This is a genomic window from Pseudomonas ekonensis, assembly GCF_019145435.1.
GTDB lineage: Bacteria > Pseudomonadota > Gammaproteobacteria > Pseudomonadales > Pseudomonadaceae > Aquipseudomonas > Aquipseudomonas ekonensis.
In genome coordinates, this window is sequence record NZ_JAHSTS010000001.1 from 1,587,583 (window position 1) to 1,609,349 (window position 21,767).

16 protein-coding genes are annotated in these 21,767 nt (G+C 65.0%); 13 read left to right on the forward strand and 3 right to left on the reverse strand.

Annotated features, from left to right (window positions below; translation table 11 throughout):
• Positions 1-9 precede the first annotated feature (9 nt).
• The 6 genes from KVG96_RS07265 to KVG96_RS07290 all read left to right on the forward strand — a co-directional run bounded on the left by KVG96_RS07265 (position 10) and on the right by KVG96_RS07290 (position 10,550).
• Complete coding sequence (locus KVG96_RS07265) at positions 10-1,737, forward strand: autotransporter assembly complex protein TamA (RefSeq protein ID WP_217891402.1); 1,728 nt, start codon at positions 10-12, stop codon at positions 1,735-1,737.
• Complete coding sequence (locus KVG96_RS07270; protein WP_217891403.1) at positions 1,734-5,408, forward strand: translocation/assembly module TamB domain-containing protein; 3,675 nt, start codon at positions 1,734-1,736, stop codon at positions 5,406-5,408. The genes KVG96_RS07265 and KVG96_RS07270 overlap by 4 nt, the downstream gene beginning before the upstream one ends.
• Before the next feature lie 262 nt (positions 5,409-5,670).
• Positions 5,671-6,153, forward strand: a complete 483-nt coding sequence (locus tag KVG96_RS07275; RefSeq protein ID WP_217891404.1) for a MarR family winged helix-turn-helix transcriptional regulator — start codon at positions 5,671-5,673, stop codon at positions 6,151-6,153.
• On the forward strand, positions 6,143-7,612 hold the full coding sequence (locus tag KVG96_RS07280) for an efflux transporter outer membrane subunit (protein ID WP_217891405.1): 1,470 nt from the start codon (positions 6,143-6,145) through the stop codon (positions 7,610-7,612). The genes KVG96_RS07275 and KVG96_RS07280 overlap by 11 nt, the downstream gene beginning before the upstream one ends.
• 15 nt (positions 7,613-7,627) lie before the next feature.
• Entirely contained in the window at positions 7,628-8,830 is a 1,203-nt protein-coding gene (locus tag KVG96_RS07285; RefSeq protein ID WP_217891406.1) for an HlyD family secretion protein, read from the forward strand.
• Between the two features lie 190 nt (positions 8,831-9,020).
• Positions 9,021-10,550 (forward strand): DHA2 family efflux MFS transporter permease subunit, encoded by a 1,530-nt coding sequence (locus KVG96_RS07290; RefSeq protein WP_217891407.1) that lies wholly within the window; start codon positions 9,021-9,023, stop codon positions 10,548-10,550.
• A 127-nt stretch (positions 10,551-10,677) separates the two neighbouring features.
• On the opposite strand, the gene lpxH is transcribed toward KVG96_RS07290, so the two are convergent.
• Positions 10,678-11,430: a UDP-2,3-diacylglucosamine diphosphatase gene (gene lpxH, locus KVG96_RS07295; RefSeq protein WP_217891408.1), complete on the reverse strand. Its 753-nt coding sequence runs from the start codon at positions 11,428-11,430 to the stop codon at positions 10,678-10,680.
• Positions 11,427-11,933 carry a peptidylprolyl isomerase gene (locus KVG96_RS07300; RefSeq protein WP_217891409.1) on the reverse strand — a complete coding sequence of 169 codons (507 nt, stop codon included), beginning with the start codon at positions 11,931-11,933 and terminating at the stop codon, positions 11,427-11,429. The genes lpxH and KVG96_RS07300 overlap by 4 nt, the downstream gene beginning before the upstream one ends.
• Before the next feature lie 253 nt (positions 11,934-12,186).
• On the opposite strand from KVG96_RS07300, the gene KVG96_RS07305 reads away from it, so the two are divergent.
• Positions 12,187-13,884: a glutamine--tRNA ligase/YqeY domain fusion protein gene (locus KVG96_RS07305; protein WP_217891410.1), complete on the forward strand. Its 1,698-nt coding sequence runs from the start codon at positions 12,187-12,189 to the stop codon at positions 13,882-13,884.
• An 18-nt stretch (positions 13,885-13,902) separates the two neighbouring features.
• Entirely contained in the window at positions 13,903-15,285 is a 1,383-nt protein-coding gene (gene cysS, locus KVG96_RS07310) for a cysteine--tRNA ligase (protein WP_217891411.1), read from the forward strand.
• Between the two features lie 201 nt (positions 15,286-15,486).
• On the opposite strand, the gene KVG96_RS07315 is transcribed toward cysS, so the two are convergent.
• Positions 15,487-17,319, reverse strand: coding sequence for a sigma-54-dependent Fis family transcriptional regulator (locus KVG96_RS07315; protein ID WP_217891412.1), 1,833 nt, complete (start codon positions 17,317-17,319; stop codon positions 15,487-15,489).
• 250 nt (positions 17,320-17,569) lie between these two features.
• On the opposite strand from KVG96_RS07315, the gene KVG96_RS07320 reads away from it, so the two are divergent.
• The 5 genes from KVG96_RS07320 to KVG96_RS07340 are packed head-to-tail and all read left to right on the forward strand — an operon-like array spanning position 17,570 to position 21,735.
• Positions 17,570-18,664, forward strand: a complete 1,095-nt coding sequence (locus tag KVG96_RS07320) for an ABC transporter ATP-binding protein (RefSeq protein WP_217891413.1) — start codon at positions 17,570-17,572, stop codon at positions 18,662-18,664.
• On the forward strand, positions 18,664-19,779 hold the full coding sequence (locus KVG96_RS07325) for an ABC transporter ATP-binding protein (protein ID WP_217891414.1): 1,116 nt from the start codon (positions 18,664-18,666) through the stop codon (positions 19,777-19,779). The genes KVG96_RS07320 and KVG96_RS07325 overlap by 1 nt, the downstream gene beginning before the upstream one ends.
• Positions 19,776-20,642: a carbohydrate ABC transporter permease gene (locus KVG96_RS07330; RefSeq protein ID WP_085579755.1), complete on the forward strand. Its 867-nt coding sequence runs from the start codon at positions 19,776-19,778 to the stop codon at positions 20,640-20,642. The genes KVG96_RS07325 and KVG96_RS07330 overlap by 4 nt, the downstream gene beginning before the upstream one ends.
• A gap of 9 nt (positions 20,643-20,651) precedes the next feature.
• Complete coding sequence (locus tag KVG96_RS07335; protein WP_085579757.1) at positions 20,652-21,452, forward strand: carbohydrate ABC transporter permease; 801 nt, start codon at positions 20,652-20,654, stop codon at positions 21,450-21,452.
• Positions 21,453-21,462: 10 nt separating this feature from the next.
• Complete coding sequence (locus KVG96_RS07340) at positions 21,463-21,735, forward strand: DUF2160 domain-containing protein (protein ID WP_085580095.1); 273 nt, start codon at positions 21,463-21,465, stop codon at positions 21,733-21,735.
• The last annotated feature ends 32 nt before the right edge of the window (positions 21,736-21,767 follow it).

A 21,767-nucleotide genomic window follows, 5' to 3' on the forward strand; every position in this document is an offset into this window, starting at 1 on the left:
TCCGCGCCTATGAAGTTTCCAGGAAGATTTACCGGTGGCGTGCTCCTGCTGTTAACCAGCTGCGCGGCGCTGGCGCAAAGTGAATTGGATGTGCGGGTCAAACCGTCCAACGATGAACTCAAAGCCAATATAGAAGGCTATATCGGCAGCCTCGGCGACCGCGACGAAGAAGCCTTGCTGCGCTTCAGCCGCGGCGCCGAAGAGCAGGCGCACAAGGCCGCCCAGGCCTTGGGCTACTACCAGCCGCAGATCGACAGCGAAGTGAAGGGCGGCGACAAGCCGCGCCTGGTGCTCAAGGTCGATCCGGGCGAGCCGGTGCGCCTGCGCAACGTCACCGTGCGCATCGACGGCCCGGCCGCTTCGCTCAAGGCGTTCCGCGTACCGAAAAGCGACGTGCTCAAGCCCGGTTCGGTGCTCAACCATGGCCGCTACGAAGACGCCAAGCGACTGATCCAGAACCAGGCCTCGCGCTACGGTTTCTTCAGTGGCCGCTTCACCAGCCAGAAGCTGTCGGTCGATCCACGCGCCGGCGTCGCCGACATCGAACTGATCTACGACAGCGGCCCGCGCTATGCGCTGGGCCCGGTCAAGTTCGAGGGCGACACGCCGTTCGATGAGGACCTGCTGCAACGCATGGTGCCGTTCAAGGCCGGCGAACCGTACGACTCGGAACTGATCGCCGAACTCAACCGGGCCCTGCAATCGAGCGGCTACTTCGAAGGCGTGCGCGTCGATGCCGCGCCGACGGCGGCCAGGAACGACGTGATCCCGGTGGACGTCAAGCTCGACACCCGCAAGCCGCGCACCATGGGCCTTGGCCTGGGTTACTCCACCGACGTCGGCCCGCGGGTGAAAGCCAACTGGACGCGCCATTGGGTCAACCCCCAGGGCGACAGCTACGGTTGGGAGGCCGAGCTGTCGGCGCCCCGGCAGAACGTCGGGCTGTTCTACGACATCCCGCTGGACCCGCCGTTGACCGACAAGCTGCGCTGGGCCGGCGGCTACCAATACGAAGACATCGACGGCTCCGACACCCTGAGCAAGCTGCTCACCTTCGGCCCGGAATGGCACAGCAAGCTGCCCAGCGGCTGGCAACGGGTGATCTCGCTGAAGTGGCAGCGCGAGGAATACCAGCTCGGCGACGACTCCGGCCTCAGCAACCTGCTGATGCCCGGCATCAGCTATTCGTACCTCAAGAGCGACAACCGCATCGATCCGCACAACGGCTATCGCCTGTCGTTCGAAAGCAAGGTGGCGAAGGAAGGGCTGGGCTCGGACAACAACCTGTTGTACGGCACGGCGCTGGTCAAGGGCCTGACCACGGTGTTCGACAAGCACCGTTTCCTCGGGCGGGTGCAGGTCGGCGGCAGCGCCACCAACGGCTACAAGTCGGTGCCGCCGTCGCTGCGGTTCTTCGCCGGCGGCGACCAGAGCGTGCGCGGCTACGACTACCAGAGCCTGTCCCCGGAAAACGCCGAAGGCGACCGCATCGGCGGACGCTACATGGTGGCCGGCAGCGTCGAGTACCAATACTCGATCGCCGAAAAGTGGCGGGTGGCGACCTTCGTCGATCAGGGCAACTCTTTCAACAAGCTCGAACTGCCGAACCTCAAGACCGGGGTCGGCATCGGGGTGCGCTGGGTGTCGCCGGTGGGGCCGATCCGCCTCGACCTGGCCCACGCGCTGGACGACGACGGCGGCATCCGGCTGCACTTTTCCATGGGGCCTGAGCTGTGAAGCGTGGTTTGAAGATTTCGCTGCTGGCGCCTGGGGCGCTGGCGCTTTTGCTGGTGTCGGGCGCTGGGCTGGTGCTCGGCACCGAGGCCGGCAGCCGTTGGGCCCTGGGCTTCGTGCCGGGCCTGACCGTGGACAATTTCCAGGGCCGGCTCGGCGGCCAGTGGAGCGCCGATCACCTGCTGTGGCAGCAGGACGGCAACCGGGTCGAGCTGGACCGGCCGGTGTTCGAATGGTCGCCGCTGTGCCTGGCCCGCATGACCCTGTGCATCCAACAGCTCAAGGCCGGGCAGGTGCGCCTGCACTTTGCGCCGGGCGCAGAAACCCGCGAGAGCGGCCCGGTCAAGCTGCCGGACCTTCAACTGCCCGTGGCCATCGAACTGGGCGACGTGCAGGTCGGCAGCCTGTTGCTCGACGGCAACGAACAGCTCAAGGATCTGCAACTGGCCGCGCACTGGACGGCCAAGGGCCTGCAGATCGACAACGTGCAATTGCGGCGCGAGGACCTGAGCCTGAAACTGGCCGGCCTGCTGCAGCCGACCGGCGACTGGCCGCTGACCGTCGAAGGCCAGCTGACGCTGCCGGCGCCGGGCACCGAGCCGTGGACGCTGGCGCTGAAGGTCGACGGCGACTTGCTCAAGACCCTCAACCTGCACGCCGACAGCCATGGCTACCTCGACGGCCAGTTGAGCGGCGAGCTGCAACCGCTGGCGGAACACCTGCCCGCCAAGGTGCGCATCACCAGCGACGCCTTCAAGCCGAGCGCCGATCTGTCGGACACCCTGCAATTCAACCAACTGCTGCTGACCGGCGAAGGCGACCTGAAAAACGGTTACCGCCTGCGAGGCAACGCCACGCTGCCCGCCGAGCAAGGCCCGGTGGCGCTGGCGCTGCAAGGGCAGGTGGACGCCAGCGGCGCGCAGATCGCCGGCCTCGAGCTGAACGCCAACGACAAGCAAAGCCTCAAGCTCACCGGCCATCTCGATTGGAGCAAGGGCCTGAGCGCCCAGGCCAACATCGACTGGCGGGACTTCCCGTGGCATCGGCTCTATCCGGAGATCGACGAGCCGCAAGTCGCCTTGCGCACCTTCACCGGTGAAGTCTCCTACACCGACGGCCAGTACCTCGGCAATTTCGCCGCCGCCCTGGACGGCCCGGCGGGGGCGTTCAGCCTGAGCAGCCCGTTCAGCGGCAACCTCAAGCAAGTCTTTCTGCCGCAACTCAAGCTGGAGGCCGGCCAAGGCAAGGCCGAAGGCCATGTGAACGTGGGGTTCGCCGACGGCATCGCCTGGGACACCGCGCTGGAACTGTCGGCGCTGAACCCCGCGTACTGGCTGGCGGAACTGCCGGGCACCCTGGCCGGGCCGCTGAAAAGCAACGGGGAAATGAAGGGCGAACGCCTGAGCCTCAACGCCGACCTCGACCTCAAGGGCAAACTGCGCGGCCAGCCGGCGGTGCTGCAAGCCAAGGCCGACGGCGCGGGCGAGCAATGGAACCTCAACGCCCTGCAGATCCGCCTCGGCGACAACAGCATCAGCGGCAAGGGCAGCCTGCAGCACAAGCTCACCGGGCAGATCGACATCAAGCTGCAACGCCTGGCCCAGCTCTGGCCGCAACTGCGCGGGCAGGTCAACGGCCGGGTCGATGTGGCCGGCACGCTCAAGGCGCCGCAGGGCAAGCTGGGCCTGCAAGGCTCGCAGCTGGCGTTCCAGGACAACCGCCTGCAAAGCCTCAATCTCGACGCCACCCTTGACGGCGCGCAGCGGGCGAAGATCGACCTCAAGGGCAGCGGCATTCAGGCCGGCGACACCTCCCTGGGTACGCTGACCGTCAGCGGCCAGGGCGACATCCGGCAGCAGAAGCTCAACCTCGACCTGCTCGGGCCGAAGCTGAAACTGGCCCTGGGCCTGGACGGCAATCTGGACAAGGGCAACTGGCGCGGGCGCCTGGCCAGCGGCGACATCCAGGCCGGCGGCCAGGACTGGAAACTGCAAGGGCCGGCGAAGCTCGAGCGCCTGGCCGACGGCAAAATCAACTTCGGCGCCCATTGCTGGATGTCCGGCAACGCCAGCCTGTGCGGCGAAGACCAGCGGCTGATGCCCGACCCGAAGCTGCGCTACCACCTCAAGCAGTTCCCGATCGAAAGCCTGGCCGCCTGGCTGCCCAAGGACTTCGCCTGGCAGGGCCGGCTCAACGCCGACCTGCAACTGGATCTGCCGGCCAGCGGCCCCAACGGCCTGATCAGCGTCGACGCCAGCGGCGGCACCTTGCGCGTGCGTGAAAAGAACCAATGGCTGGACTTCCCGTACCAGACCCTGCGCCTGTCCAGCAAACTCACGCCCAAGCGCATCGACACCGACCTCAACTTCGTCGGCGACAAACTGGGCGAACTGATGGTGCAGGCCCAGCTCAACCCGCTGGCGAAGAACAAACCCTTGAGCGGCTCGTTCCGCCTGACCGGGCTGGACCTGTCGGTGGCGCGGCCGTTCGTGCCGATGGTCGAGAAACTCACCGGGCGCCTGAACGGCAGCGGCACGGTGTCCGGCGGCCTATTGGCGCCGCAGGTCAACGGCACCGTGCAGTTGAGCGACGGCGAGGTGTCGGGGCCGGAACTGCCGATGGAGTTGCAGGCCCTGCAACTGCAAGCGGTGATCGCCGGGGAAAGCGTGCAACTGAACGGCGGCTGGAAAAGCGGCAAGGCCGGGCAGGGCAGCCTGAACGGCAACATCGCCTGGGGCCAGGCGCTGGCGGTCGATCTGGCGCTCAAGGGCACGCAGCTGCCGGTCACGGTCGAGCCTTACGCCAAGCTGGAAGTGGCGCCGGACCTGAAAATTTCCATGGCCGGCGACGAACTGGCCATCGCCGGCAAGGTGCTGGTGCCCAAGGGCGAAATCACCGTGCGTGAGTTGCCGCCATCCACCGTGAAAGTCTCCGATGACACGGTCATCGTCGGCCAACAGACCGAAGAGGGCAAAACGCCGCTGGCCATGAAGATGGACATCGACGTGATCGTCGGCCAGGACAAGCTGAGCTTTGCCGGGTTCGGCCTCACCGCCAACCTGCAAGGCCAGGTACACATCGGCGACAACCTCGACACCCGCGGCGAACTGTGGCTCAACGACGGCCGCTACCGCGCCTACGGCCAGCGCCTCAACGTGCGCCGGGCGCGGCTGCTGTTCGCAGGCCCCATCGACCAGCCGTACCTGGACATCGAAGCGATCCGCCAGACCGACGACGTGATCGCCGGCATCCGCCTGAGCGGCAGCGCCGAGCAGCCGACCACGCAGATCTTCTCGGAACCGGCGATGAGCCAGGAGCAGGCGCTGTCCTACCTGGTGCTGGGCCGTCCGCTGAGCAGCAACGGCGAGGACAACAACATGCTCGCCCAGGCGGCGCTGGGGCTGGGGCTGATGGGCAGCTCCGGGGTCACCAGCGGGCTGGCCAAGGACCTGGGGATCCAGGATTTCCAGCTCGACACCCAAGGCAGCGGCAACACCACCAGCGTGGTGGCCAGCGGCAACATTTCCGAGAAGCTCAGCCTGCGCTACGGCGTGGGGGTGTTCGAGCCGGCCAACACCATCGCCTTGCGCTACAAGCTGAGCAAAAAGGTCTACCTCGAAGCCGCCAGCGGCGTGGCCAGTTCGCTGGACATCTTCTACAAGCGGGATTTCTAGGCCGCTCACTCCGAAAACCGAGTCGCTCCCATCGCGGGCAAGCCCGCTCCCACAAGTTCCTGGGTCATATACACACTTTGTGCACGACGCCGAACCCTGTGGGAGCGGGCTTGCCCGCGATGGCGTCCGCCTGTGCGCAACAAAAGACCTAGTCCAATAGTCAACTAATAACAAAGCAACCTAACGATTGCGTTGACATTCGCTGCCTAAGCAGTAATATCTCGTCACATATTCACTGCCTAGGCAGTCATTAGGTGCGCAAATGAAGCATTTCACCCCCGACGAATTCAAGAACTGCCATCTGGGCCTGCTGCTGGGCCGTGCCGCGTTGCTCAAGGACCGGATCATCGACACCCACATGGAGCCCCACGGCATCACCGCCGCGCAGTTCAAGGTGCTGATCATCGTGGCCCAGTACGGCGTCGATACGCCGGCCGAGCTGTGCCGGCACCTGTCGCTGGACAGCGGCTCGATGACCCGCATGCTCGACCGTCTGGAGCAGAAAGGCTTCCTGATCCGCCAGCGCAGCGAAGACGACCGCCGTCAGGTCCGACTGAAGCTGACGGAGCAGGGCCAGCAACTGGCCGACCGCCTGCCGCAGATCGGCGCCGACGCCATGAACGAACTGGCCGGGGCGATCACGTCGGACGAGCTCGTGACCCTGCAATACATCCTCAAGAAAATTCTGCTGGCCGCCGGCGACTCGATCACCGTGCTGCGCCTGGGTGAGAACAATGAGCGGTAAGACCTTGCGCAGCGGCGTGACGCTGCTGCTGTCGGCGATGATCCTCGCCGGCTGCGCCAACTACAGCGGCCTCGAGACTGAAGGCGTGCGCCTGGACGCCAAAAGCCTGAAGGCCGGGCAGTCCCTTGACGGCGTGCCCCTGTCGCCCGCCGCCTGGCCCAAGAGCGACTGGTGGACAAGCCTCGGCGATCCGCAGCTCGACGGCCTGATCCGCGAAGCCCTGCGCGACAGCCCGGACATGCAGATCGCCGAAGCCCGCGCCCACCAGGCCAGCGCCGCCGCCTTCGCCGCCGACGCCGAACGCTACCCGACCCTCGACGCCAGCGCCGGCGTCAGCCGTTCGCGCCTGGCCCGCGACCAGGATCCGCGCGGGCAGGGCGGGGCGTACTCCACCGTGCGCAACGTCAGCGCCGGCTTCAACTACAACTTCGACCTGTGGGGCGGTCAGCGCGATGCGTGGGAAGCGGCCCTGGGCCAGGCCCGCGCCGCCGAAGTCGACCGCCAGGCCGCGCAACTGACCTTGGCCGCCGACGTGGCCCGGGCCTACAGCGACCTGGGCCAGGCGCACATCGTCCACGACCTGGCCAGCGAAGACCTCAAACGCACCCGGCAGATGCTCGACCTGAGCGAGCGGCGCCTGCGTTCCGGCATCGACAGCCAGTACCAGCTGCAGCAGACCCAAAGCCTGGAGGCCAGCTCCGAAGCCAGCCTGGTCGACGCGGAAAAACGCCTGAACAGCGCCAGGATCGCCCTGGCCGTGCTGCTCGGCAAAGGCCCGGACCGCGGCAACGAAATCCCCCGGCCGAACGTCCTCAAGGCCAGCGCCGTGGCGCTGCCGTCGGTGCTGCCGGCCGAACTGCTCGGCCGTCGCCCGGACCTGGTGGCCGCGCGCTGGCGCGTGGAGGCCGCGGGCAAGGACATCGCTTCGGCCAAGACCCGCTTCTACCCCAACCTGAACCTGACGGCCGCCGCCGGCGCCGAATCCTTGCTGGGCGACGCGATGTTCGGTTCCGCCAGCCGCTTCTTCAACATCGCGCCGACCCTGTCCGTGCCGATCTTCGACGGCGGACGCCTGCGGGCCAACCTCGACGCCAAGGACGCCGATTACGACCTGGCGGTGGCCCAGTACAACAAAAGCCTGGTGAAAGCATTGGGCGATGTCAGCGACAGCCTCAACCAGTTGCGTGACATCGGCCGGCAGATCGCTGCCCAGCAGCACGCGACCGAGATCGCCCAGGAGTCCTACAACACCGTCGTCCAGCGTTACGGTTCCGGCATCGGCAACTACCTGGACGTGCTCAGCATCGAGCAGCAACTGCTGCAGGCCCAGCGTCAGCTGGCCAGCCTCAATGCCGAGCAGATCGACCTGTCGATTCAACTGATGCAAGCGCTGGGCGGCGGCTTCCAGGGTGACACCCTGAGCGCAGCCAACGCCGTTCCAGCCACGCGGCACAACTAATTCAAGGTACTTGCCATGGCCACTGCGCAAAACACTCAAGCTCAAGACAACACTCAAGACACTGGCAACCCGCGCAAGCGCAAGGCGATGCTGGCGGGCCTGGCCATCGCGGTCGCCGTCGCCTGCGCCGGCGTCTGGGGCTATCACCAGTTCTACGGCCGCTTCAGCGAAAGCACCGACGACGCCTACGTCAACGGCAACGTGGTCGAGATCACGCCGCTGGTGACCGGCACCGTGGTCAGCATCGGCGCCGACGACGGTGACCTGGTGCACGAAGGCCAGGTGCTGGTGAACTTCGACCCGAACGACGCCGAAGTCGGCCTGCAGAGCGCCCAGGCCAAACTGGCCCGCACCGTGCGCCAGGTGCGCGGCCTGTACAGCAACGTCGACGGCATGAAGGCCCAGGTCAATGCCCAGCAGGCCGAAGTGCAGAAGGCCCAGGACAACTTCAACCGCCGCAGGAACCTCGCCGCCGGCGGGGCGATCTCCCAGGAAGAACTGTCCCACGCCCGCGACGACCTGACCTCGGCGCAGAACGCCCTGGCCAACGCCAAACAGCAACTGAAGACCACCAGTGCGCTGGTCGATGACACCGTGGTGTCGTCGCACCCGGACGTGATGGCCGCCGCCGCCGAACTGCGTCAGGCCTACCTGAACAACGCGCGCAGCACGCTGATCGCGCCGGTCACAGGTTACGTCGCCAAGCGCACCGTGCAGCTGGGCCAACGCGTGCAGCCGGGCACCGCGCTGATGGCGGTGATCCCGCTGGATCAACTGTGGATCGACGCCAACTTCAAGGAAACCCAGTTGCGTGACATGCGCATCGGCCAGCCCGTGGAGATCGAGTCGGACATCTACGGCAGCGACGTGAAGTACAGCGGCACTGTGGACAGCCTCGGCGCCGGCACCGGCAGCGCGTTCGCCCTGCTGCCGGCGCAGAACGCCACCGGCAACTGGATCAAGATCGTCCAGCGCGTGCCGGTGCGCATCCACATCAACGCCGAGGAACTGGCCAAGCATCCGCTGCGCGTGGGCCTGTCGACCAACGTCGAGGTCAACCTGCACGACCAGAGCGGCCCGGTGCTGGCCCAGCAGCCGCCGCAGAAGGCGTCGTTCACCACCCGCGTGTATGACCGCCAACTGTCCGAGGCCGACGCGATGATCACCCAGTTGATCCATGACAACAGCGCCGCCGTCAGCAAGACCGCGCAACGCTGACACCCTCCCTGTGGGGGCATGTTGTGGTGAGCGAGCCGGGCGCGCAGCGGCCCCAAACGATTGCGGCTGCTTCGCAGCCGAGCGGGACGGTGCGGCGATCCGACAAGCTCCCTCGCCACTGAAAACGCTCTCGCCAGGGCGGCTGCGCCTGTGACGGGCGCAGCGACAATCAGGTTTCCAAGGATCCGCGATGAGCAATAACGCCTCTTTTGCGCCGCCCAGCCTGGTGCTCAGCACCATCGGCCTGTCGCTGGCGACCTTCATGCAAGTGCTCGACACCACGATCGCCAACGTGGCGCTGCCGACCATTTCCGGCAACCTCGGCGTGAGTTCGGAGCAGGGCACCTGGGTCATCACCTCGTTTGCCGTGAGCAACGCCATCGCGCTGCCGCTCACCGGCTGGCTGAGCCGGCGTTTCGGCGAGGTGAAGCTGTTCCTGTGGGCGACGATGCTGTTCGTGCTGGCCTCGTTCCTGTGCGGCATTTCCACGTCGATGCCGGAACTGATCGGCTTCCGTGTCCTGCAAGGGCTGGTGGCCGGTCCCCTGTACCCGATGACCCAGACCCTGCTGATCGCGGTCTACCCGCCGGCCAGGCGCGGCATGGCCCTGGCGCTGCTGGCGATGGTCACGGTGGTGGCGCCGATCGCCGGCCCCATCCTCGGCGGCTGGATCACCGACAGCTACAGTTGGCCGTGGATCTTCTTCATCAACGTGCCCATCGGGATCTTCGCGGTGATGGTGGTGCGCCAGCAACTGGCCAAGCGGCCGGTGGTCACCAGCCGTCAGCCGATGGACTACGTGGGGCTGATCTCATTGATCATCGGCGTCGGCGCGTTGCAGGTGATCCTCGACAAGGGCAATGACCTGGACTGGTTCGAGTCGAGCTTCATCATCATCGGCGCGGCGATCTCGGTGGTGGCGCTGGCGGTGTTCGTGATCTGGGAAATGACCGACCGGCACCCGGTGGTCAACCTGCGCCTGTTCTCGCACCGCAACTTCCGCATCGGCACCCTGGTGCTGGTGCTGGGCTACGCCGGGTTCTTCGGCATCAACCTGATCCTGCCGCAGTGGCTGCAGACCCAGATGGGCTACACCGCCACCTGGGCCGGGCTGGCGGTGGCGCCGATCGGCATTTTGCCGGTGGTGCTGTCGCCGTTCGTCGGCAAGTACGCGCACAAGTTCGACCTGCGCCTGCTGGCGGGGCTGGCGTTCCTGGCGATCGGCCTGAGCTGCTTCATGCGCGCCGAGTTCACCAACGAGGTGGACTTCCAGCACGTCGCCCTGGTGCAGCTGTTCATGGGCATCGGCGTGGCGCTGTTCTTCATGCCGACCCTGAGCATCCTGATGTCCGACCTGCCGCCGCACCAGATCGCCGACGGAGCGGGGCTGGCGACGTTCCTGCGTACCCTGGGCGGCAGCTTTGCGGCGTCGCTGACCACCTGGATCTGGATCCGCCGCGCCGACCAGCACCATGCCTACATGAGCGAAAGCATCAGCACCTACGAGCCGGCCACCCGGGAGGCGCTGAACAGCCTGGGCGGGGCGGGCAACCCGGCGTATGCGCAGCTGGACCATGTGCTGACCGGCCAGGCCTACATGCTCTCCACCGTGGACTACTTCACGCTGCTGGGGTGGGGGTTCATGGCGCTGATCCTGATCGTGTGGCTGGCCAAGCCGCCGTTCGCCGCGAAGGCGGGGCCGGAGGCCAGCGGTCACTGATGGGTACCACGATCCAACTGTAGGAGCGAGCCTGCTCGCGATAGCTGACGGTCTCTCAACATTTACATTGACTGACACTCCGCCATCGCGAGCAGGCTCGCTCCTACAGAAGTTTTGTATTTGAGCTTTAGGTTGCGGGGGCCGGAAGGGCCGGCGGCGGGGCGAAATCGAACGGCGCCAGCGCAAAGCCGTTGTCGTCCACCTGCAACGCCCAGCCCTGGCGGTCCCAGTCCCCCAGCACGATCCGCTTGGCGGCCTGGTCGCCCAATTGCAGCTTATGGATGGCCGGGCGATGGGTATGTCCGTGAACCAGGGTTTTCACGCCGTATTCCTGCATGATCCGCGGAATTTCCTCCGGCGTGACATCGACGATGTCATTGGCCTTCATCCGCGTCTGCGCACGGCTTTCGCTGCGCAGCTTGCGCGCCAGCTTGTGCCGCGTGCCCAGGGGCAGGTGGCGCAGGATGAACAGGGTGACGGGGTTGCGCAGGTAACGGCGCAGCTTCATGTAGGCTTCGTCGCGGGTGCACAGGCTGTCGCCGTGCATCAGCAGGACGGGTTCGCCGTTGAGCGGCACGACACTCGGATCCTTCAGCAGCGTGCAGCCGGCCTCTTTGCAGAAGGCCTGGCCGAGCAGGAAGTCGCGGTTGCCGTGCATCAGAAAGATCGCGGTGCCGCTGTCGCTCAGTTCGCGCAGGGCCCGGCAGATGGAACGCTGGAACGGGGTCATGGCATCGTCGCCGATCCAGGCCTCGAAAAAGTCGCCCAGGATGTACAGCGCACTGGCCGAGCGGGCGCGCCCGGCGAGCAAATCCAGAAACGCCCGGGTGATGTCCGGGCGCTCCTCTTCCAGATGCAAGTCTGAAATCAGCAGTATCACGCTTCGATGATCTCGGCTTTCTCGATGATCACGTCGTCTTTCGGCACGTCCTGGTGGCCGGCCTTGGAAGTGGTGGATACGCCTTCGATCTTGTCGACCACGTCGGTGCCTTCAACCACTTTGCCGAACACAGCGTAGCCCCAGCCCTGAACGGTCTTGCCGGTGTGGTTGAGGAAACCGTTGTCGGAGGCGTTGATGAAGAACTGCGCCGAAGCCGAATGCGGCTCCATGGTGCGGGCCATGGCGATGGTGTACTTGTCGTTCTTCAGGCCGTTGTCGGCTTCGTTCTGGATGCTCGGGCTCTTGTCTTTCTTTTCCTGCATGCCCGGCTCGAAACCGCCGCCCTGGATCATGAAGCCTTTGATGACGCGGTGGAACACGACGTTTTCGTAGTGACCTTTCTTAACGTATTCGATGAAGTTGGCCACGGTGAGCGGGGCCTTTTCAGCGTTCAGTTCGATGACGATGTCACCGTGGTTGGTGGTCAGTTTGACTTGAGTCATGATCGCTACTCTTTATGAGGAATTCGTGGTTTTGGGACATTCGGCCCCGCCACCGGTTCAGCCGGTTTCGGCCAAGGTGCGCAGTTTAGCGTGACGGGCGCGAATTTCGAGGCTGTTTTTCGCAGGCCTGCGATTAAATGCGTTCCTTTTGTAAGGCCTGCTCTGTCAGGGCCTTGACGGCATCGGCTATGATAGCGGCTTTGTTTTGTCTGGCCCCCTCACGGCGGCCGCGCACATGTACGTCAAGGATCCTATGAGCAAGCCCACCGTCGACCCGACCTCGAACGCCAAGACCGGCCCAGCCGTGCCGGTCAATTTCCTGCGCCCGATCATCCAGGCGGATCTGGATTCGGGCAAGCACACGCAGATCGTCACCCGCTTCCCGCCTGAGCCCAACGGCTACCTGCACATCGGCCACGCCAAGTCGATCTGCGTGAACTTCGGCCTGGCCCAGGAGTTCGGCGGCGTCACCCACCTGCGCTTCGACGACACCAACCCGGCCAAGGAAGACCAGGAATACATCGATGCCATCGAAAGCGACGTCAAATGGCTGGGCTTCGAATGGGCCGGCGAAGTGCGCTACGCCTCGCAGTACTTCGACCAGTTGCACGACTGGGCCGTCGAGCTGATCAAGGCCGGCAAGGCCTACGTCTGCGACCTGACGCCCGAGCAGGCCAAGGAATACCGCGGCAGCCTGACCGAGGCCGGCAAGGACAGCCCGTTCCGCGACCGTTCGGTGGAAGAGAACCTGGACTGGTTCGCCCGCATGCGCGCCGGCGAGTTCCCGGACGGCGCCCGCGTGCTGCGCGCCAAGATCGACATGGCCTCGCCGAACATGAACCTGCGCGACCCGATCCTGTACCGCATCCGCCACGCCCATCACCACCAGACGGGCGACAAGTGGTGCATCTACCCCAACTACGACTTCACCCACGGTCAGTCGGACGCCATCGAAGGCATCACCCACTCGATCTGCACCCTGGAGTTCGAAGGCCACCGTCCGCTGTACGACTGGTTCCTCGACAACCTGTCGGTGCCGGCGCACCCGCGTCAGTACGAGTTCAGCCGCCTGAACCTGAACTACACCATCACCAGCAAGCGCAAGCTCAAGCAACTGGTCGACGAGAAACACGTCAACGGCTGGGACGATCCGCGCATGTCCACGCTGTCGGGCTTCCGCCGCCGTGGCTACACGCCCAAATCGATCCGCAACTTCTGCGAAATGATCGGCACCAACCGTTCCGACGGCGTGGTGGACTTCGGCATGCTCGAGTTCAGCATCCGCGACGACCTCGACCAGAGCGCGCCGCGTGCCATGTGCGTGCTGCGTCCGCTGAAGGTGGTGATCACCAACTACCCGCAAGGCCAGGTCGAGAACCTCGAACTGCCGTGCCACCCAAAAGAGGACATGGGCGTGCGCGTCCTGCCGTTCGCCCGGGAAATCTACATCGACCGCGACGACTTCATGGAAGAACCGCCCAAGGGCTACAAGCGCCTGGAGCCGGCCGGCGAGGTGCGCCTGCGCGGCAGCTACGTGATCCGTGCCGACGAAGCCGTCAAGGACGCCGACGGCAACATCGTCGAGCTGCGCTGCTCGTACGACCCGGACACCCTGGGCAAGAACCCTGAAGGCCGCAAGGTCAAGGGCGTGATCCACTGGGTGCCGGCGGCCGCCAGCGTCGAGTGCGAAGTGCGCCTGTACGATCGCCTGTTCCGCTCTCCGAACCCGGAGAAGGCCGAGGACGGCGCCAGCTTCCTGGACAACATCAACCCTGACTCCCTGCAGGTCCTCACCGGTTGTCGTGCCGAACCTTCGCTCGGCAACGCACAGCCGGAAGACCGTTTCCAGTTCGAGCGCGAAGGCTACTTCGTCGCAGACATCAAGGACTCGAAACCGGGCGCACCGGTATTCAACCGTACCGTGACCCTGCGCGACTCCTGGGGTCAGTGATTCAGTCAAGGAACTAACGTGCTTACGATCTACAACACGCTCACCAAGAGCAAAGAAGCCTTCAAGCCGCTGGACGGCAACAAGGTGCGCATGTACGTGTGCGGCATGACCGTGTACGACTTCTGCCACCTGGGCCACGGCCGCAGCATGGTCGCGTTCGACCTGGTGACCCGCTGGCTGCGGTTCAGCGGCTACGACCTGACCTACGTGCGCAACATCACCGACATCGACGACAAGATCATCAACCGGGCCAACGAGAACGGCGAGTCGTTCGAAGCGCTGACCGAACGCATGATCGCGGCGATGCACGAGGACGAGGCGCGCCTGAACATCCTCAAGCCGGACATGGAGCCGCGTGCCACCGACCACATCCCGGGCATGCACGCGATGATCCAGACCCTGATCGACAAGGGCTACGCCTACGCGCCGGGCAACGGCGACGTGTACTACCGCGTCGGCAAGTTCATGGGCTACGGCAAGCTGTCGCGCAAGAAGATCGAAGACCTGCGCATCGGTGCGCGGATCGAGGTCGACGAGGCCAAGCAGGATCCGCTGGACTTCGTGCTGTGGAAAGCGGCCAAGCCGGGCGAGCCGAGCTGGGAATCGCCGTGGGGCGCCGGGCGTCCGGGCTGGCACATCGAGTGCTCGGTGATGTCCACCTGCTGCCTGGGCGAGACCTTCGACATCCACGGCGGCGGCAGCGACCTGGAGTTCCCGCACCACGAGAACGAGATCGCCCAGAGCGAGGCGGCCACCGGCAAGACCTACGCCAACGCGTGGATGCACTGCGGCATGATCCGCATCAATGGCGAGAAGATGTCCAAGTCCTTGAACAACTTCTTCACCATCCGCGACGTGCTCGACAAGTACCACCCGGAAGTCGTGCGTTACCTGCTGGTGTCGAGCCACTACCGCAGCGCGATCAACTATTCGGAAGACAACCTCAAGGACGCCAAGGGCGCCCTGGAGCGTTTCTACCATGCGTTGAAAGGCCTGCCGACCGTGGCGCCGGCCGGAGGCGAGGCGTTCGTCGAGCGCTTCACCACGGTGATGAACGACGACTTCGGCACGCCGGAAGCCTGCGCGGTGCTGTTCGAGATGGTGCGCGAGATCAACCGCCTGCGCGAAAGCGACCTCGACGCGGCGGCCGGTCTGGCGGCGCGCCTGAAGGAACTGGCCAGTGTGCTGGGCGTGCTGCAACTGGAGGCCGACGACTTCCTGCAGGCCGGCGCCGAAGGGCGTGTCGATGCGGCCGAGGTCGAAGCGCTGATCGCTGCGCGCCTGGCGGCACGGGCCGGCAAGGACTGGGCCGAATCCGACCGCATCCGCGACCAGCTCACCGCCATGGGCGTGGTGCTGGAAGACGGCAAGGGCGGCACGACCTGGCGTCTGGCTGACTGATTGCCGTTGCTTGCCGCAAAACAAAACCCGCCTTGTGCGGGTTTTGTTTTTTTTGCTGCCTCAGGATCCTGAGGCGACCGGGCTGACGCTATCGCTGGCAAGCCAGCTCCCACAGGTTTTACAGGTGTTCATCAGTTTGCGTACGGCTCAATACCCTGTGGGAGCCGGCTTGCCAGCGATGAGGCCCTACCAGCCACCTTGTTAGTCAGCCTGGCGCAACCGCTTGTACAGGGTGTTGCGGCTGACCCCCAACCGCCGCGCCAGATGGGAAATGTTGCCCCCGGCCGCCAGCAGTTCCCGGTTCAGCGCCTCGGCATCGTTCAGGTCGATCCCCAGCGGCGCCATCGTCTCCACCGGCTCCATGTCCAGATCGACAAAAAAATCATCCGGCAAATGTTCGGGCCGCACCGGCTGATCTTCGGCCATGGCCAGCGCCACCTGCATCACGCTGCTGACCTGGCGCAGGTTTCCGGGCCATGGATGACGGCCGAACAATTGCAGCACCTCCTGGCTTAACCCGGCCCATTGCGTGGGTTCGCGATGCTGCTCCCACAACCGTTTGAACAGCGCTTCTTTATCGCTGCGCTCCCGCAAGGGCGGCAGTTCCAGGGTCAGGCCGCCGATGCGGTAATACAGGTCTTCGCGAAAGCGCCCCAACTGCACCTGTTCGCGCAACGAGCGGTTGGTGGCGGAGATGATCCGCAAGTCCACCGCAAACAGCTCGCTGCTGCCCACCGGCTGCACGCAACGCTCCTGCAGCACCCGCAGCAGGCGGGCCTGGGTCGGCAGGGGCATGTCGCCGATCTCGTCGAGGAACAGGGTGCCTTTGTCGGCCTTGCGGATCAGGCCGATGCTGCCTTTCTGGTTGGCGCCGGTGAACGCGCCCTTTTCGTAGCCGAACAGTTCGGACTCCACCAGTTCGGCGGGGATCGCCGCGCAGTTGACGGCGATGAACGCCTGTTTGCTGCGGGAGCTGGCCTGGTGCAAGGCCTTGACGAAGACTTCCTTGCCGACGCCGGTCTCGCCGTGGATCAGCAGCGGAATGTCTTTCTCCAGCAGGCGTTCGGCCTGGCGCACGGCCTTTTCCACGCGGCTGTCGCCGAAGTGCAGGGTGCCCAGGCTGACGGCGGCGGGCGCAGCCGCCTTCGGTTCGGCGAACACCCGTGGCTGGACGAGCGCCTGTTTCGGCCGTCTCAGCAGGCACTGGAAGCGGTTGCGCCCCGCGGTCTGCAAGGCGAACGGCAGGCCGTCGGGCTGGTTGATCAGCTCCAGCAGCGACACCTGGAACAGGCTTTCGACGCTCACCCGCGACAGGCGCAGGCCCAGCAGGTTGTCGGCCCGGCGGTTGGCCGACAACACCTGGCCGCTTTCGTCGAAGATCAAAAGCCCCGCCCACTGGCTGTCGAGGTTGTTCAGCCCGGTGTTGAAGGTCAGTTCGAAGTGCTGGCCGCGGAACAGGTTGAGGATCAGCCGGTTTTCCACGGTCTGGCTCATCATCTTGACCATGCCCAGGGTGTGGGAGGGCGGCAGGTAGCTGTCGCTGGAGACGTCCAGCACCGCGATCACCTTGCGCTCGGCGTCGAAGATCGGCGCGGCTGAGCCGGTCATGAAGCGGTTGGCCTTGAGGAAATGCTCGTCGTGCTCGATGTGCACCGCCTGCTCGCAGGCCAGGGCCGTGCCGATGGCGTTGGTGCCGCTGGAGCGCTCCATCCAGCTGGCGCCGACCTGGAACCCCCGGGCCAGGCTCGGCTCGATGAAGCGCTGGGTGCCCCAGGACGTCAGCACCTGGCCCTGGTTGTCGGCGAGCATGATCAGGCAGTTGGAGTTGCTCAGGATGTTCTCGTAGTAGGGCAGCACTTCCTGGTGGGTGGTCTGCACCAGCGAGTGGTGGCTGTCGAGCAGGCGGGCGATGCCGGCGGCGGGCAGTTGGTCGAACGCCGGGACGCTCTGATGGCTCAGGCCGTAGGCGCGGCAGCGGGACCAGGAGGTCTGGACGATGGCGTCATGAGACAGCGGCGGGGCGGGTGCGGCCATGGCGGTCAGCCTCCGGATGCAGCGTTCTTATTGTTGTTATGGGGCCCATGGAACCGGGCGAAAGCCTCGGTAGAGTGTTGTTCACATGTGTTCATTGTCAATCGCCGAACTGTTCAAATGTGTTCAGCAATGAACAGGGTTTGTCGGCGATTTCGGTGATTTTCGCGACAAATCAACGGCTTGGGATTTCTGGCACGAATGTCGCTCTGCTGCACACGCCACAGGACTCCAACAATAAAAAGGCCGAGCCATGTCACTCACCCTGGAGCACGTCAGCCGCACCGTCGAGGGCCAGACCTGGATCGACGATGCCTGCCTGACCTTCGAACCCGGATCCTTCAACGTTCTGCTGGGGCGCACGCTGTCCGGCAAGACCAGCCTGATGCGCCTGATGGCCGGGCTGGACAAGCCCGACAGCGGCCGCATCCTGATGAACGGCGTCGATGTCACCCAGCGCCCGGTGCGGTTGCGCAACGTGTCGATGGTCTATCAGCAGTTCATCAATTACCCGACCATGACGGTGTTCGAAAACATCGCCTCGCCGTTGCGCCAGGCCGGGGTCGCCGACGAAGTGATCCAGGCCAAGGTGCTGGAGACGGCGAAGATGCTGCGCATCGAGAAGTTCCTCAAGCGCCATCCGCTGGAGCTGTCCGGCGGCCAGCAGCAGCGCACGGCCATGGCCCGGGCGCTGGTCAAGGACGCCGAGCTGATCCTGTTCGACGAACCCCTGGTCAACCTCGACTACAAGCTGCGCGAAGAGCTGCGCCAGGAAATGCGCGAGCTGTTCAAGGCCCGCCACACCATCGCCGTCTACGCCACCACCGAACCCAACGAGGCGCTGGCCCTGGGCGGCACGACCACCATCCTTCACGAGGGACGGGTGATCCAGAGCGGCGTCTCGACCGAGGTCTACCAGCAGCCGAAGACCGTGCTGGCCGCCGAGCTGTTCTCCGAGCCGCCGATCAACCTGATGCCGGGCCGGATCGCCGGCAACGAGGTGAGCTTCGCCAACTTCGTGCACTTCCCGCTGAACGTCGACCTGCGCCCGGTGGGCGAGGGCGAGTTCCGCTTCGGCGTGCGTCCCAGCCACATTTCGCTGGTGCCGAGCAACGATGACGACCTGGAACTGGCGGTCACCGTCGAAGTGGCGGAGATCAGCGGCTCGGAGACCTTCCTGCACGTGCGCAACGAGCATTTCCTGCTGGTGCTGCACCTGCCGGGCGTTCACGAGTACGACGTCGACGCGCCGATCCGCATCTACATCCCCACCCATAAACTGTTCGTGTTCGATGCGCAGGGCCGTCTGGTGCAGGCACCGGGCCGGCGCGTCGCGAGGGTCGCCTGATGGCCGAGATCCGCTTGCAGCACCTGGCCCACAGCTACACCCGCACTCCGGCGGGGCCTGAGGACTACGCGATCCGCGAGATGGACCACGTCTGGGAGCAGGGCGGCGCCTATGCCTTGCTCGGCCCCTCGGGCTGCGGCAAGTCCACCTTGCTCAACATCATTTCCGGCCTGCTCAGCCCGTCCCAGGGCCATGTGCTGTTCGATGGCAAGGCGGTCAACGACCTGTCGCCGGAGCAGCGCAACATCGCCCAGGTGTTCCAGTTCCCGGTGGTCTACGACACCATGACGGTGTTCGACAACCTGGCGTTCCCGCTGCGCAACCAGGGGTTGGCCGAGGCGAAAGTGCACAGCAAGGTGCAGGAGATCGCCGACGTCCTCGACCTGCAGAACCTGCTGAACAAGAAGGCCCGCAACCTCACCGCCGACGAAAAGCAGAAAGTCTCCATGGGCCGCGGGCTGGTGCGCGACGATGTCTCGGCGATCCTGTTCGACGAGCCGCTGACGGTGATCGACCCGCACCTGAAATGGAAACTGCGGCGCAAGCTCAAGCAGATCCACGAGCAGTTCAACATCACCATGGTCTACGTCACCCACGATCAGCTGGAGGCCTCGACCTTCGCCGACAAGATCGCGGTGATGTACGGCGGCCAGATCGTCCAGTTCGGCACGCCGCGGGAACTGTTCGAGCGGCCGAGCCACACCTTCGTCGGCTACTTCATCGGCAGCCCGGGGATGAACCTGATCGACGTGCAGCCGCAGCCCGGCGGGGTGGGGTTCGCCTCGACCCACCTGCCGTTGTCCGAGGCCTTGCAGCGCCACATCGGGCACGGCCAGTGGAAGAACCTCAAGGTCGGCATCCGCCCCGAATTCGTCCATGTGTGGGACGAGCCGTTCGAAGACGCGCTGCAGGCCAAGGTCGTGCACGTCGAAGACCTGGGCACCTACAAGATCCTCACCCTCAACCTCGACGGCGTGCCGCTCAAGGTGCGCCTGGCCGAAGACAAGCCGGTGCCCCAGGGCACCGCGCACATCAGTTTCCCGGCCCAGTGGCTGATGGTGTACGCCGACGAGTTCCTGCTCGACACCACCGAAGACAGCGAGGTGCTGCCATGAACAAGGTGCAGAACAACAAGGCCTGGTGGCTGGTGCTGCCGGTGTTCCTGCTGGTGGCGTTCAGCGCCGTGATCCCGATGATGACGGTGGTCAACTATTCGGTGCAGGACATCTTCGACCAGTCCAGCCGCTACTTCGTCGGCGCCGACTGGTACCGGCAGGTGCTGCTCGATCCGCGGCTGCACGACTCGCTGCTGCGCCAGTTTATCTATTCGGCCTGCGTGCTGGTGATCGAGATCCCGCTGGGCATCGCCATCGCCCTGACCATGCCGACCAAAGGCCGCTGGTCGTCGGTGGTGCTGATCGTGCTGGCGATCCCGCTGCTGATCCCGTGGAACGTGGTGGGCACCATTTGGCAGATCTTCGGCCGCGCCGACATCGGCCTGCTCGGGGCGGGCCTCAACGCCGTGGGCATCAGCTACAACTATGCGGCCAATACCATGGACGCCTGGGTCACGGTGCTGGTGATGGACGTGTGGCACTGGACGTCGCTGGTGGCGCTGCTGTGCTTCTCCGGGCTGCGGGCGATCCCCGACGTGTACTACCAGGCGGCGCGGATCGACCGGGCCTCGGCCTGGGCGGTGTTTCGCCACATTCAGCTGCCCAAGCTGAAAAGCGTGCTGCTGATCGCGGTGATGCTGCGCTTCATGGACAGTTTCATGATCTACACCGAGCCGTTCGTGCTCACCGGCGGCGGGCCGGGCAACGCCACGACGTTCCTGAGCCAGACGTTGACCCAGATGGCCGTGGGCCAATTCGATCTGGGGCCGGCGGCGGCATTCTCGCTGGTGTACTTCCTGATCATCCTGCTGGTGTCCTGGCTGTTCTACACCGCCATGACCCACAACGACGCCAACCGCTGAGGCCCGGCCATGAGCAAGAGAAAGCTGATTCCGCTGCTGGTCTACATCCTGTTCCTGCTGGTGCCGATCTACTGGCTGCTGAACATGTCGTTCAAGAGCAACACCGAGATCCTCGGCGGGCTGACGGTGTTTCCCCAGGACTTCACCTGGCACAACTACAAGGTGATCTTCACCGATCCGAGCTGGTACACCGGCTACCTCAACTCGCTGTACTACGTGAGCCTGAACACGGTGATTTCCCTGAGCGTGGCGCTGCCGGCGGCCTATGCGTTCTCGCGCTACCGGTTCCTGGGCGACAAGCACCTGTTCTTCTGGCTGCTGACCAACCGCATGGCGCCGCCGGCGGTGTTCCTGCTGCCGTTCTTCCAGCTGTACTCGTCGATCGGCCTGTTCGACACCCACATCGCGGTGGCGCTGGCCCACTGCCTGTTCAACGTGCCGCTGGCGGTGTGGATCCTGGAGGGCTTCATGTCCGGGGTGCCCAAGGAAATCGACGAGACCGCCTACATCGACGGCTACAGTTTCCCCAAGTTCTTCGTGAAGATCTTCATCCCGCTGATCGGCTCCGGCATCGGCGTCACGGCGTTCTTCTGCTTCATGTTTTCCTGGGTCGAGCTGTTGCTGGCGCGCACGCTGACGTCGGTGAACGCCAAGCCCATCGCGGCGGTGATGACCCGCACGGTGTCCGCGTCGGGCATCGACTGGGGCGTGCTGGCGGCGGCGGGAGTGTTGACCATTTTGCCGGGCATGCTGGTGATCTGGTTTGTCCGCAACCACGTGGCCAAGGGCTTTGCCCTGGGCCGGGTATGAGGAAGCGATGATGGAATGGATGAGCTGGACGATCCCGACGGCGGCGTTCTTTGGCGTCATCGCCCTGATCCTGGTGGCCATGACCACCTGGGAGCTGCGTTCGCCAAGCGTTGTGCGCAAAGGTTTCCTGCCGATCGCCACCACCCGTGGCGACCGCTTGTTCATCGGTCTTCTGGGCAGCGCCTACCTGCATTTGCTGGTGATCGGCGTCACCGGTTGGAGCATCTGGATAGCGTTCGCGTTGTCTGTGGTGTGGCTGTTGGCTGTGATGCGTTGGGGGTGACCGAATCGCTCGGCGATGCGGCTCCGGAACTT

Bases quoted from the DNA above. Each gene is read 5' to 3' on its own strand.
- KVG96_RS07265 (WP_217891402.1), top strand. From the start codon at position 10: ATGAAGTTTCCAGGAAGATTTACCGGTGGCGTGCTCCTGCTGTTAACC.
- KVG96_RS07275 (WP_217891404.1), top strand. From the start codon at position 5,671: ATGAAGCATTTCACCCCCGACGAATTCAAGAACTGCCATCTGGGCCTG.
- KVG96_RS07280 (WP_217891405.1), top strand. From the start codon at position 6,143: ATGAGCGGTAAGACCTTGCGCAGCGGCGTGACGCTGCTGCTGTCGGCG.
- KVG96_RS07285 (WP_217891406.1), top strand. From the start codon at position 7,628: ATGGCCACTGCGCAAAACACTCAAGCTCAAGACAACACTCAAGACACT.
- KVG96_RS07290 (WP_217891407.1), top strand. From the start codon at position 9,021: ATGAGCAATAACGCCTCTTTTGCGCCGCCCAGCCTGGTGCTCAGCACC.
- KVG96_RS07300 (WP_217891409.1), bottom strand. From the start codon at position 11,933: ATGACTCAAGTCAAACTGACCACCAACCACGGTGACATCGTCATCGAA.
- KVG96_RS07305 (WP_217891410.1), top strand. From the start codon at position 12,187: ATGAGCAAGCCCACCGTCGACCCGACCTCGAACGCCAAGACCGGCCCA.
- KVG96_RS07315 (WP_217891412.1), bottom strand. From the start codon at position 17,319: ATGGCCGCACCCGCCCCGCCGCTGTCTCATGACGCCATCGTCCAGACC.
- KVG96_RS07320 (WP_217891413.1), top strand. From the start codon at position 17,570: ATGTCACTCACCCTGGAGCACGTCAGCCGCACCGTCGAGGGCCAGACC.
- KVG96_RS07325 (WP_217891414.1), top strand. From the start codon at position 18,664: ATGGCCGAGATCCGCTTGCAGCACCTGGCCCACAGCTACACCCGCACT.
- KVG96_RS07330 (WP_085579755.1), top strand. From the start codon at position 19,776: ATGAACAAGGTGCAGAACAACAAGGCCTGGTGGCTGGTGCTGCCGGTG.
- KVG96_RS07335 (WP_085579757.1), top strand. From the start codon at position 20,652: ATGAGCAAGAGAAAGCTGATTCCGCTGCTGGTCTACATCCTGTTCCTG.
- KVG96_RS07340 (WP_085580095.1), top strand. From the start codon at position 21,463: ATGGAATGGATGAGCTGGACGATCCCGACGGCGGCGTTCTTTGGCGTC.